The following is a 14,101-nucleotide window of genomic DNA, read 5'->3' as shown; positions in this document are numbered from 1 at the left end:
TTTTACTTTCGTAATTCAGGATAAATGTAGAAATATAATTTAAGTTTGTATTTTTCCTTAATACAAACGATGTAGTTTGTACTACTTCTCCACCAATTTCGGGGAATGCCCTTGTTCCCAGATGGGCCATTGAGTAAATCTGATGATTCTGCAGCATAGTTTTTCTTAAATTTTCGTAGGAGGAGAGGAACATCCAGGAATGCTGGTTTACCATTCCAATAAAACCATTTTCCTTTACTAAGTGGCTTGCCACCTCCATGAATACGGCATAGAGGTCTACGCTCGAATTTTTGTAGTGTTTCTTCACATAGTTTCCAAGTTCCGCGTTCATGCCCTTTCGTCCCATGTATGGCGGGTTGGTTACGACTACGTCGTATTTTTGTGCCAGTATGATGGCCTGGTCGATCAGTCTCTCGATAGTTGGCAGGGTGTTGATTTTGAAGTCTACGACGAACATGTCGTCTGTTTCTTTTTCTTTTATTGACTGGGCTTGGTCTTTTAATACCTTTAGGTTGATGTCTGGGACTTCGATGATGGAGCCGAGCAGTTTTCCATCTTTGAATGTTTCTATCAGTGTCTTTACGTCGCCCCGTATATCGCTGTTTTCTGCAAAGTTATCAATATCCTCATCTGTCAGCCGGTTGCTCTCTTCAATCCAGTGCAGGTTCGGGCTTATCGCGGAATTGAATATACGGTGGTTGTAGCTTCTTGCTTTCATCATGACCGAAAAATAGGCCAGCTGCGCCGCACGCGGGTCGATGTCCAGTCCGTAGAGATTGTTCTCTATGATCAGTTTAGGGATATCCTGCTCCCTATACCCTTGAGATTTATACAATTGGTAGAAAACTTCAAAAGCATAGACAAGGATATGGCCGGATCCCATGCATGGATCTAAAAACTTGATAGACTCCGGTTTCAGGTTGGGGTCCTTTAGTTTTTCCAATTGCCGAATGACGTTTTCCGGCTGCTCCGCTGCCTCCAAATAATACGGAAGTTTTTCCTGCAACGCATCATCAGGATGCGATTCCAGCCACAGCCGTCCCAAAGAATTGTCCACCATATACTGCACAATCCACCTTGGCGTAAACAGCTCCGTTGCCGCCGGTATATTTTCCTTCGAGATCTTCTGATTTTTCTTCAGCGATGCGAATACCTCGTCCTTCTTCTCGGAAATATAATATTGATACAGCCAGCCGATGATTTCCACTTCTTTTGTCCAGTTCTCCTCATCAATCATCGTCACCATGTCATGGATGACAGATGTTTCCGCCAGAAGCTGGTTCGGGAGGAGAAGCTCCGTGTAATCCTCAATCTCCTCAAACATCATCGGCATGATTTCGCCCAATTTGTTGCATTGCTTAATCAATATGTATTTGAACAAATCCTCATCATCATTGGCATCCTGCAGCTCATAGACCTTCAGCTCATCAAGCCCCAACTCATCCACCAGCATCGAGACTTCGGTTAATGCATCAGGCTCCGTTTTCCCCGGCTCAATCGACGAAAACACCCTGACACCCGTCGGCAAATAATCATTCACTTCCATGAACCGTAAAGCGATAAAGCGGTTGAACCATGTATAGGCAACTTCCTCTATCACCTGATCGTAGCCCTTTTGCTCAATCTCACGGATCAACCTTTCCCTTTGTCTGATTTCATACTTTTTATAAAACTTTTGATTGATCAGAAATCCGTCCTGATATACTTCCGCCTCTTTTACCGCATCTTTTGTGACTCCCAGTTCAAACGCCTTTTGATTCACCGCCTCCATCAGCTTATTCCTTGCAGAGACTGCGAACCTCTTGATTGCACCCTTGTCCATCCATTATTCTCCTCTTTGTCACATTCCCATCAATAGGAAAAAATATATTCCGGAAATTCATTCTCCCGTTTGATATAATCATATGTCTCCTTCAAGCCTTCCCTTGGATTGACACCAAGTTTAACAGCACGTTCATATTCTTGCTTCCATATCTCTACACTCTGATGTTCCATGATTAAACGAAGCAAAATAAACAACTTCACTTCATCTCTGGATTCAAAATGATATTTCTGAAAAATATCCACAGCAGGCTGATATTCACCCAAAGCACTCTGAGTAATAAAGATCATTTCTACCAAGTTATTTATATACTCCTCATCTTTCCAATCACTATATCTGCCTTTAGAGCGTTTCGCCGTTCTATGCTTTTCCAGAAGAAGCTTCTCAGCTATCTCTATCATTCTTTCTTTAAGCGGTGCATTATTTAAAGTACTTAGTATTACTTCTAACAAAGAGCTAGTCAATGTTTGATAATCTACACCGGTTTCGAGAACAAGATTTAATGACTCAGATATCCATTTATCTGGATCCTCTATTTCTTTCTTCAATAAAACTACTCGATTCAGGAAGTCTACCTGCGGGATTCTCAACGTATCAAATGGTTCTTCACTGGCAAACACGTAATGTCCTGATGCATAGACGAACAGACGATACAATTCTTCCAACAGAGCGGCACATGTTTTTCCATGTTCCGGATGATTGGCAAAGCTTGATACCTGCTCAACCAGCCTTTTAGCAGTAAACCGCCAATTGGCACGATCCTTCTTTGGTATCAGACGGTTAGGCGCAACATAATTTTGTTCATAAGCGTTTTGAATAAACCATCTCGTTTCCTTTTCAATACTGTGAAAATCCAGATTCTCCATCGGCCGCTGCGTATTTTTCCGCTTCTTAAAGGCATCCGGATTTTCAATCAACCTGTCTATCTCTTTTTCTTCCCGCATTTTCTTCGGAATCTGCTTATACATCTCCACAATGATTTGCTGAAGCTCGTCTTTCGTTGAACTTCTTATCTTTTCCCGCAGTTCGCTTACTTTCAACTTTATCCCCCCCAAAAACATACCTGTAATTAATCATGTATCAATTTATTAATCATACCCGCTCACACCAAATGAATCGTCGTATCCTCATCCAGTTCCTGCAGGAGCTTGGATCTTAACTCTTCCACAAACTGATCGACATCGTCCGCTGATTTGAGCGTTTTCGTTCCCTTGATGACCATATTTTTGCTTAAGGTCTTTGTTTTTCTTGGACGTACAGGCGTTGTTGCCGTAGTCTCCCCCTGTCCGCCTTTCGGGCCCCTTGCCGACACATCGGCCGCCTCTTTTTCCCTTGCCTGTTCCAGTTCATCAAGGCAGCGCACTTTCAGCCTGTCGCTTTCCACCTGCATGGCAACTGCCTCATATAGATTATTCGTGGTGGAAAGCCGCTCTTCCAATCTTTGAAACCGCGCCCGGAATGTTACTAAAAATTTCTGCTTCAGTTTTTCATCATCCGCGAGTTCATCCATCACAGCCTTCAAGTCGCTTTGGATCGCCACCTTCACCGGCTTGCACTCTTCCTCAAGAAGCTCAACAAACTCTTCATCAAACACCTGATAGAGGCCGGGCAATTCCTGGATCATGTCATACGGCTCGGCATTGCGGACAATCCTGCCCATCTTTTCCACAATTTCCTGGATGCCCTTGTCTGTCACATACGTTCTATTATTCTCAAAAATCGTCAGCCTCTTTTTCGCTTCGTCGAATTTATCACGCTGATTTTCAAAGAAACTTTTTACCTCTTTCACATCATAAGCGTACTCTTTCAACTCATGGCGCAATTCCCGGATCGTTTTATAATAAGTAGCAGTATCATTGATATTGAGGACAGATTCAATTAATTTCTTCCCATCCAGAAGAACCGATTCCCCAGGGTAGTATTGATTATTGCGGTAGTTCGCCAATAAATCTACCAACTTCTCTTTTTCTTGCGACAACAGCTCATTAAAGCGGTCTTTCAAGCCATCCTCATCAGTCGGCAGTGCGGAAATTCCGAACATTTCCTTGCATACATCCCTGACATTTTTAATCAGCAGCTGCGGTATCCGTTCCCGCTTTTTCACAATGACCCGATCTACATAATCCCGCTTTGTCAAGTAATGGATCAATTGGGGATCTGTTAATTGAAGCTCAGAACTGTTTAGTAAAAATTTCACTTCTTGGGCTTTAAAAAGTTCCAGCAGAATCGCAGTCGTATCAAGTTCAAGCCATCCATAAGGCTGTTTTGCAAAGTACGTGGTGATGCTCTTGACGGTCATGGGCTGATTGCGGGTTGTCAGACGGTCCACATAGTTGTCGACTTCTCTTATAGCACGGTGATTCGGCCCACCATTATGATCCATGGACAATTGCGTTGATGAAACGGCCAGATCCTGGAGCTCTTTCGGCGAGCCAACAAATTCTGTGACATAATCGAGCTTGTTATAAAGTGACTTGATCAGCGTCCGAAACGCTTCATTGATCCGGTCCGTCGGGTTTTTCCTATTAATCTCCAACTGCTGGGAACTGACAAACACTTCAGCTGAACTTAAAGCCTCTGTCAGCAGCGCCGTAATCCGTTCGCTTCGCTCAGTGACCTCCCGTGTTTTTCGGCTCTTAATATCCTCTATTGCCTGCGAGACCGATGTTCCGCTCTTGATTCGTAAATAAGCCTGTATCTTTAAAATTTCTTCCATTTCCTCCAAATACGATGCATCTTGGGGCAACTTGAAAATGACATTGTTTTCCCTTATGGACATCATTTTCAATTCGGATGCACTATACTCCATCGCCGCATCAGCGTAAGGCGTCAATATACGGATACCGATATCATGTGCCTGTGTGCCTATCGGCCGGTCATCAATGAAGGCATTGAACGCAAAGTGATGCTTGGGGGAATAACGGAACTTTTTATCCCGATAGATGCCCTCAAAGATTTCTTCCCCGATCATTTGAATGACTTCTGACATTTCTACATGCATGTTTTTAATTTCGCGATTTACATCCTGCTCATCGTTTGTGAGAAAAATATAGTCGTCGCCGTTTTTTTGGATGAGCGTCTGTCCAATCAACCGTGTCAATGATTTCTCAATCTTTTTCTTTAAATCCAATTTGTCTGCTTCAATGTGATCGACCATCAGAGTGGCGATATTTTCCAGGTTTGCAGGCAGTTCTTTTACATATTTTATAAGGAACAAAAGCTTCAGGATTTCAATATCGAAGTTTTCCAGCTTCTCATTTTTCCCGGCCTGAATGATGACGGTCCGAATGCTGGAATCGAGGAATGCTTCGATTGTTTCATAAAATGCCGAAAAAGGGACAAGCACTCCTTCTTCCTGATCGGCAAAGCGGATGGCCGACTCCTGAAATGCACTTAAAAGTGAACGTTCCCCTTCCGCCAAATGCTTCCCTGATGCTCCATGGATCCGAATGCCCGTAAAAACTTTTTGCAGCAAATTGAACTGATACGGCACGAATGGATACACATCAATGAAATCCTGTTCATCCGCATATTTTTTCATCTCTGCGCTGTTATCGGCAAACGTTAATAGGTTATGTAAAATAGAGCTGTTTTTTCGATATACTTCTTCCAGCGTCTGTTTTCCGGGTTCATTTTTTGTCAGAATCCGTTTTTTAATCACTTCATCAACAAAAGCACTGGACAGGCTCAACTTTGTATCAAAGCGCCCCTGGATTTTTGAAAAGTCGTTTCCTTTTACTGAAAGCACCGAATCAATGTCTTCTTGGCTTGTAACGGCAATCCACGCTTTTCCTTTGCATTGACGGCCAAATTCATGAACGATTGTCTGCAGATTCAACATGGCTTTTGAGTTGTCGCCGATATATTGGCCTACTTCATCAATCAGAAAGGCCACATGGTGATTCTTCCCTTTTGAATCAATATATTCTTTCACCCGCCCGGCAAAGCGGTCGATGCTGATCGTGTATTCCCGCTCTGCGCGTTCAAACCAGTTCCGAGCCGCTTCCTCGCTCATTTGCGTCGTCTTGGTAAGCGCCTCAATAATGGCGTCTTCCTCATAATAGAAATCTTCCCGTGACTCCACCCATTCATTTCCGGAAATTTCCTTGAAGACTGCTTTAAAATTTTCATATGTACCGTCATAGTGCATTTTCCGTTCGATTTCGGCAATCCAAGGAATTGCACCGCAGAAACCCTGCATTTCATTAAAAACCTTATTCAGCACTTTGACGATCGAATCCTTGTCTGCCATGGAATCTGATTCACTTTTCGCGTCAATGTCAAATAAGACAACATCTGTCGTAATGTCGCCTGCTTTTTTCATATCGGCAAAAATTTGCGGATCGTCGATTTTGTTTTCAAAATAGTCAATGGCAGTTTTTCCGGCAATGTTCTTGTTTTCTATTAAATAGGATAGTATTTTTAGAAAATGGGATTTCCCCGATCCAAAAAAACCGGAAATCCAAACGCCAATTTTATCAGTCGGCTCCGTAATGCTTTTCTTGTAGGCTGTAAAAAAATGGCCGATATGTTTTTGCAATTCATCTGTAACGACATATTCTTCCAGTTCCTGATGAATATTCGCCTCGTCGTCCTGTCCAACTTTGACGACCCCTTTTATGTCCCGGTCAATTTGACGTTCAAACATCTTTTTAATCTGCATGGATTTCTCCCCCCTAATAATCTACTAGCTGGAATGCGCGATAATAGTTGTCATCCTTTATCTCGCCGAATAATTGAAGGTCCTGACCATTGTAGCGGCCAGGGAAAAACAGTACAACCGGATTTTGGCCGACCGCTTTATACAAATTGTTCAAAATGACATGGGAGCGGATAATCGGAAAAGCCTTGCCAATTCCTGTTATAAATATGATGGCATTTTCCTCTACACGGTCAGCAATGTATTGGATCACCAAATCATTATTTAAAGTAAGCCTAAGAGATTTCCTCGTCGCGTTCAGGACAAATTGGCTTCCTTTCTTCTGTTCCATTTGAAAGTTTTTCTCCAGATAGCCTTTGCTGTCCAATATATCGAGAATGACTTCGTACAGGTCGAACTCAATAATACGCTGGCTTAAGTTATTTGCCTGTTCCTTCAAAAAATCGACATGCTCCCTTACAAGCATTTCATATTCGGGTTCATAATCAAAAATATGGTAGCCGATCTCATTGCCCAATCCCTTATTTTCCCGGAAAGAAGGATTTGTTATTTTCGGCAGAATTTCATCCAACCGTTCTCTTATCGTCTTCATGCTACCCTCTTCCTCCTGTGAGAACCTTGATGAACCCGTTACCATCGGAATCTTTTATGTAATCAAATACCTCAGGATTCATCATGGGTATGCTAACTTCCCGGTCCCCCTTCTGATTTTTTAACAGTCCCGCTTCGTATAAAATCCGTATATAAACCTGCTTTAACTTATAAAAGGTATACTCCTTCCATTCGGCAACCGTTTCGCTCTGCTGGCGCTTCGCTTCAAAAAAATGATGAAAATCGCGGTCTTTCAGCAGCAAATCGCGCCCGGAAATTTTCTCACTGAAAACCTCATGCATAAATTCATAAAACAGCCTGTCCGTTTTAAGGATAGCGTACAGTACGATCAATTTACTTGTATGTATGTCAGTAGTTAAAAGCTTCCTAATGAGGTAATCATCCAGCACTTTTAAACGTGCCTTTATGGCTGAAGCAATTTCTCTTTTGCGGGTTTCAGTTTTGACTTGAAAGATATTTTGGCTGATAACTTTCTCTTTCAATTCGAGTTCATTCAACCCCTTCAAATGCAGTTCTGCCAGCATTTTGGTCTCCTTGTATAAGAAGGGTCGTGACTTGATGGTAGAGCTGTACTTTAATCTTTTTTCCATATTATCCCTTTCTCGTGGTCCAGTATTTAGTTCCATTTTATCATTAAAATGTGCGCTGGCGGAACGGTTTTTTTGACAGTTTTAGCAGGTTACTGAAGGGGCAAGCTTACCTCCAAGAAAAAAGAGATGAAACTCCAATTGACAGTTATCGCCATTATTCCCTTGTAAACCTGGATGTGATATAATTGGAATGCCTCTGGGGGATGTGATTCAGTCGCCATAATTCCCCTGTAAATCTTGATGTGATATGATGAAAACCGAAGAAAACATGGACGGGGAAAGGCCATAATTCCCCTGTAAATCTTGATGTGATATGATAGGCGACAGCTCAAAACCAAATGCCTTTTGCCATAATTCCCCTGTAAATCTTGATGTGATATGATTCATACCTTTCATAAGCCTGCTCCAGCAACGCCATAATTCCCCTGTAAATCTTGATGTGATATGATAAGGGACCGAGATACAAGCCATCCGATCGCGCCATAATTCCCCTGTAAATCTTGATGTGATATGATCATCCGAGTTATGGCGGCTGCTTGATCTACGCCATAATTCCCCTGTAAATCTTGATGTGATATGATTTAAAGGAGGTGAAGGGTAACATGGCCACAGCCATAATTCCCCTGTAAATCTTGATGTGATATGATGACAGGCTATGAGATACCACGTTCCCAAAAGCCATAATTCCCCTGTAAATCTTGATGTGATATGATTGACAACTATTAAAGATTTATTGGATGACGGCCATAATTCCCCTGTAAATCTTGATGTGATATGATAGCGGGCAAGATGCTCAATATCTTTCCCGCGCCATAATTCCCCTGTAAATCTTGATGTGATATGATTAGATAAAGTCGAAAGGAGGAGATAAAAGGGCCATAATTCCCCTGTAAATCTTGATGTGATATGATTAATGGTCGGTAATGTAGGCCAATACACCGGCCATAATTCCCCTGTAAATCTTGATGTGATATGATTTGGACATGACAGAGAAGGCTTTAGTTTATGCCATAATTCCCCTGTAAATCTTGATGTGATATGATAAAACCGGAATATGTAATTGGTGCATTGCAGCCATAATTCCCCTGTAAATCTTGATGTGATATGATGACGACGCCGGCGCGCACGTCGCTATATTCGCCATAATTCCCCTGTAAATCTTGATGTGATATGATTCGCCTGCCCTTTTTACTGCGGAATGAGCGCCATAATTCCCCTGTAAATCTTGATGTGATATGCTGACGACGCCGGCGCGCACGTCGCTATATCCGCCATAATTCCCCTGTAAATCTTGATGTGATATGCTGACGACGCCGGCGCGCACGTCGCTATATCCGCCATAATTCCCCTGTAAATCTTGATGTGATATGATACACCCAAAGACGTATGAGTACATTGAATAGCCATAATTCCCCTGTAAATCTTGATGTGATATGATTCGCCTGCCCTTTTTTACTGCGGAATGAGCGCCATAATTCCCCTGTAAATCTTGATGTGATATGATGACAAGCGTTTGCATCCTCTCTCACGCGCTGCCATAATTCCCCTGTAAATCTTGATGTGATATGATATACATGGCCGCAAAACCCTTGATTCCTCCCCGTTTCAGGGGTTTTGTATTTCCAAAAAAGAAGGATTTATCCCTGGGATTTATCCGCTTTGTTTTATTTTTTATAGAAATAACTGTAAAAAAAATACCTGCAAAATAAATTGCAAGTACTCTTTAAAAGAAATCTACTTTTTTAACACCGAGTTCTTCTTCTGCTGTCGTTGTACCCAATAAAATCTCCATATTGGCAAATTGTTTCTCCGTTATTTTCATTGCTCGGATGGCCCCATTAACAGGGGGGAGATTCTCCTGCAATCTCTTCATATGTTTACGGACCGCATCCTCCCCATTGCAAATTCTTGTGTATACTGAATATTGAAGCATTGTATATCCGTCATTCAATAAAAACTTACGGAAACGAGAGTAGGCTTTTCTTTCCTTCGGAAGTACTACCGGCAAATCAAAGAAAACGATAATCCTCATGTATCTACTCATATGTATGTACGTTTAAATTGGTTAATTCTGGAAGTACTAATAGATTTGCATCCTGCTGCCGGCATGCAGATACAAAACTTTTGATCATATTGTCCACTCCATGGGTTACATTTAGCCTTTCGTTTTTCCATGTCGCTTCAATTTCCAACACTTCAAATAATTTCTTTCTTATCTCTGAAGACCATTCTGATTCTTCCTTCACATTATTAACTATGATCACATCAACAAATGGGCGCAACACTTCCATGAAATCATCAGCCAAATTGAAGGCATTCGTCTGGCTGTCGTGAAAAATCCCTATGCTAGGGGTAAATCCGTACCTTACAAGCGCTCTGGCAACCAGTGAACGAATAATACTATAACCGTAATTCAAAGAGATGTTATACACATTGTTCTCTCTTCGTTGAAAACCTGCACCAAAAAGCGTTTCAAAATAAAGTTTTGCGCCATACGCTTCTCTATTTGTTCGGTCGCCGGATTCAACACTCCGGCTGATAGAATATAATTTTTGAGACTCTTCACCTTTATGAACCAATTCAAGGCAACGTGCCTGATTTTCAAGCTTTCTGATAACAATTTTTTGCCATATCCGCTTTTTAAAAGGCTTCCCTAAAAATAGTTGCATATCCAATGCTTGCTTCTGCCTAGAATGCCGATGAAACGGTTGAACTATTCCACTCGGCATCCGTTTTCCGTCACAGACAATGAGTTCGACATGATATTCCGTACATTTGCTTAATAACCCATTCGTAATCGTGATAGCAGGATCTTCAAGCGTTATGGTCACAATATCCTCCAAAGGGATTTTGATAGATTCTTCCTGTTTAATTACTAATTGTTCATGGGATGTTGAGATCTTTGCCGGATTCCTGATTACAATATGCCTATACGCCATAACGCTTTTCCTTTTGTACTTTTGTCAAATTACCTAGAGGATCAGTCTGGTATTTCTCAATCAATAATAAATTTTTAGAACCGATCCTATCGAGGAAGCTGTTCATATGATCAATCAATGATATTGCAGCAGTACGTGAGTCTACTCCCTTATAATAGAATAAACCTTCAGTCCATCTAATGTTTGTTTTATTCCATGTCCTAGATTCTTTTTCCCTTGGCATTACTACTCTAATAACATCATTTGGAAATAGATTAAACAAAAATTCATACTCATCATTTACCACTGTCCATTCATTATATGGCTTGTTGGCAGTAATAAACCTCTCAGGCACTCTCTTTGCCATCACATCACTTACATACACAGGAGCCAAATAATATTTGCCGTTCTCCTTATGCCTGAAAACTTCAGTCCGTGCAATGCTTGCGTGGTCTGCAACTGTTTTATCATCCAAATGGAACACCTGGTTAGCTGTGGTTTCTAATTTAACACTCCGGATAATCGGTGCTTTCTCCGGATTCTTCGATGGCTTATATAAAGGTGTGCTGAATGCTTTGGCAGCATCCCCGTATTCCAAAAACCTTTCTTTAATTGCCTGATATGTTTTAGGATCAGACCCTTTTCCATACATTGGAAAGTCTCCATTTTTATCAAATTTAATGTCTTGCAACGGATATTTTTTCACCAAAAGGTTTAACCCTTTTTCCGTATAGCCCCGATGTCTCCTGATAGATTCCTCATGAATTTGTCCCTTGACCGATCTCTTCGGCATTCTGGAGACAAAGATGGGTTTGACTCTGTTGATAAAATCGTTGTCATAGCTGTCCAGGGACAGGCTCTCCAATGCCAACTTAAGAGTTTCAGGGTCTTGCAGCATTCTCGCTTCCACTTCTTTTGTAAAACCTTCCCAAGGCTCCGGGAAACGCTCTCCTTTGCGCTTGAGAAGTTGCGAGGCATGCAATTCACTATGTTTAAAATAATTGCTCACACGATGCCTGAAAGGAAGACTTACTGCTACCAGTACTGCATCCAATGCATGATGCAAATCATTTTCTTCACGATTTTTGTTGAATCCCCATCTTTTCCTCATTAAGGATGTATATGCCCCATTAACCGTAAAAACATATTGTTTCCTTCCTTTTTCTTCCCGGAATTTCAAATTATCCTCGATAAAGCCTTTCAGGAATCTAGTAATATATCGAGTATCATTCAAATGCCTTGTCTTGAACTGTTCTGCCTGTTCGTCGTCAAAGTTCTGTTTTAACAACAAATCCTTTTTCTTTTTCCGGACCTTTAATGAATTGACGTATGAGATGAACTGATCCCATCTGACTGCATCACTTCCAAACCATTCATATGGCGTCCTGTTTTGCTTGTTTTGATTCTCTTTTGTCAAAACCAATACTTTATTGGCATTGCTGTCATCAAAGCTGCGGCTGTAGGGGATAATGTGATCGACTTCTGCAAATCCATAATCAAAAAGATGCTCCATCGGAATGGGATAAAGCGAATAGGCACAGCGGCCATCCTGTTCTTCCCAGAGCTTATATTTTAAAATATCGTGCCCTCTCGGATCACTGATTTCCGGATGGAGCTCCTGAATGCGGCTTTTGGCCTTTTCATTAATTGTTCGATTCTTATTGTATTGCTTTTCAATTTCCCGTCTTTCGTTATAATGCCTTCCCATTTCCCTGGCCATCTCTATATAGATAGCCGATGGGGAACCATATCGTTTAATAATCGCATTCAATACCTTCCGAGTCTGGGATAGTGAGCGGATGACAACCGGATTTGCAATATCATTTGCAGGAATGACCGGCAGCAATTTCTGTTTTTCTTTTCCTACTTTCTGGTTAAAGTTATAACCCGCCTTTTCACAAGCTTCATGATAAAGAAGCCCTTCTTCCAAATAAGGAATGATTTTATTCAGCGCTTTCAATGATAGATGCCCGAATTTGGAAAATGACAGATTTAATAGCTCATTAATAAGCGGATTACTGTACGTTCTATTTGCCATGTTCCTAATTCGCTTCCCATCATTGGTCACTAAATCATTTAGCAGATAATCACGAGTATCGTTATCATCTTTATAAACCGTGACAGCATAGGCGATTGTATCATAGTCAATTGGCCGATATGACTCTGCCAACGTCTTGCCTTCCACTTCTTTAATAATCTTTTTTATTTCGTAATACCCGTCAAGTGAGATAAATTTCCTGTTTTCGTTCTTTTCGTTCGTCTCGCCCGGATCATAAAATAGTTCATTGAAACGCTCGTTATCTTCTAATTGCAGTATTTTTCGAAGATCCTTATACTTCATTTCTTTTTTGTTCATTATACTTTCCAAAACATTGTTTCGTTCCTCATCGGAGAGTGCCCGCTGAGGATTTCTGTCAGAAATAATCCTGAGGCGGTTAATCTTATCCAACGCCCGGAATTTCTCAAAAGTATAGGAAAACTTAGGAGCTCGTTTTTCATTTTCTTCGAATGTACAATTTCCAATTCGCTTGGCGATATCGTCTTGTGTAGAGAAAGGCCTTTGTGAGCTCCAAATATTGATGTATGCTTCTTCATTTTCCGTTGTTGCAAAGCTATGTCCAAATGCGCGCTGCTGCTTGAATACCTCTCTTATTTCTTTTTCAATTTCACTCCTCGCCAAAACGTGGGAATACTCTCCACCTTTGTTACGTTTCAGGCCATTGAACTTTTCATCCAAAATAAGCATTTCAGCAACAGTACGATAACCTTTTCCTTCCATTAATAAAGCATTTGCTCTGACAGCTTTTAATAAAGCCCCGCCTTCACCTTCGTTTGTCTCGCTTTTACGATTGGACTTAAATCCCCTATTTTTTGCATAGTGGATTAAAACCCTGGCAAATTCCCGGTCAGTCAGCTTCCTTTCCAATGCATTTACTCTTATTAGCCAAATGTCCAAGTCGCCATCTTGCCAGTCAAAAAGCTGATCGGCTTCCACTTCGGATAACAGACCCGATTGAATAATTAATTTACGAACACGGCTGACACGGTAGCGACGTCTCCTTAACCTTCTTCTCATTGACCTGGCCTCACGCCGCGGTGCTGCAAGTGATGATCCGTTTTTAGGATTTTCTGCAGCATCGAACATTCTTGTTCCAAGGTCCTCGATCCGATTCTTATCCAAATTAATAACAGCCCATCCTACCGAAGATATCCCAATATCCAGCCCTATGCTATATCTCATAGAATCACCTTATTTATGTATATTTGGTACAAAGTACCTGTTTTAGGTATAAAAAAAATGACTAAATCCCATTAGTCATTGATGTTGTGGGGAACCCTGCAAAATTTGCAGGGCTAGGCGATCCCCAACGCCACGGCTTAATGCCTTACCATAATAACTTACCTGTAAACCTTGATGTGATATGATTACATCGACCTTCCCCTAGGTCGATGTAACTATAATAACATAATTATAATCCCAAATTACGAAAGTAAATTT

Annotated in this window: 8 protein-coding genes and 1 CRISPR repeat array; all 8 genes read right to left on the bottom strand. The window is 41.3% G+C overall.

Annotated elements, in window-relative coordinates; genetic code table 11:
- On the bottom strand, positions 1-1,822 hold a 1,822-nt coding region (pglX, locus tag D4N35_RS16910), incomplete at its 3' end, for a BREX-1 system adenine-specific DNA-methyltransferase PglX (RefSeq protein ID WP_120075796.1).
- Between the two features lie 29 nt (positions 1,823-1,851).
- Entirely contained in the window at positions 1,852-2,862 is a 1,011-nt protein-coding gene (locus tag D4N35_RS16905) for a hypothetical protein (RefSeq protein ID WP_120075794.1), read from the bottom strand.
- Positions 2,863-2,924: 62 nt separating this feature from the next.
- Positions 2,925-6,485, bottom strand: a complete 3,561-nt coding sequence (gene brxC, locus D4N35_RS16900; RefSeq protein WP_120075792.1) for a BREX system P-loop protein BrxC — start codon at positions 6,483-6,485, stop codon at positions 2,925-2,927.
- A 13-nt stretch (positions 6,486-6,498) separates the two neighbouring features.
- On the bottom strand, positions 6,499-7,074 hold the full coding sequence (locus D4N35_RS16895; protein ID WP_120075790.1) for a DUF1788 domain-containing protein: 576 nt from the start codon (positions 7,072-7,074) through the stop codon (positions 6,499-6,501).
- Position 7,075: 1 nt separating this feature from the next.
- The gene (locus D4N35_RS16890; RefSeq protein WP_120075789.1) at positions 7,076-7,684 is read right to left on the bottom strand and encodes a DUF1819 family protein; all 609 of its coding nucleotides are present in this window, start codon (positions 7,682-7,684) and stop codon (positions 7,076-7,078) included.
- Between the two features lie 150 nt (positions 7,685-7,834).
- A CRISPR array of direct repeats spans positions 7,835-9,254; the repeat unit is 36 nt; unit sequence GCCATAATTCCCCTGTAAATCTTGATGTGATATGAT.
- Between the two features lie 153 nt (positions 9,255-9,407).
- Positions 9,408-9,716: a CRISPR-associated endonuclease Cas2 gene (gene cas2, locus D4N35_RS16885; protein ID WP_120075787.1), complete on the bottom strand. Its 309-nt coding sequence runs from the start codon at positions 9,714-9,716 to the stop codon at positions 9,408-9,410.
- A 4-nt stretch (positions 9,717-9,720) separates the two neighbouring features.
- Positions 9,721-10,623 carry a type II CRISPR-associated endonuclease Cas1 gene (gene cas1 / locus D4N35_RS16880; protein WP_120075785.1) on the bottom strand — a complete coding sequence of 301 codons (903 nt, stop codon included), beginning with the start codon at positions 10,621-10,623 and terminating at the stop codon, positions 9,721-9,723.
- The gene (gene cas9, locus D4N35_RS16875) at positions 10,613-13,843 is read right to left on the bottom strand and encodes a type II CRISPR RNA-guided endonuclease Cas9 (RefSeq protein ID WP_120075784.1); all 3,231 of its coding nucleotides are present in this window, start codon (positions 13,841-13,843) and stop codon (positions 10,613-10,615) included. The genes cas1 and cas9 overlap by 11 nt, the downstream gene beginning before the upstream one ends.
- Between the last annotated feature and the right edge of the window lie 258 nt (positions 13,844-14,101).

Origin of the sequence: Siminovitchia fortis (assembly GCF_003605365.2) — a bacterium.
Classification (GTDB): Bacteria; Bacillota; Bacilli; order Bacillales; family Bacillaceae_C; genus Siminovitchia; species Siminovitchia fortis.
This window is presented reverse-complemented; position numbering and strand designations above follow the sequence as displayed.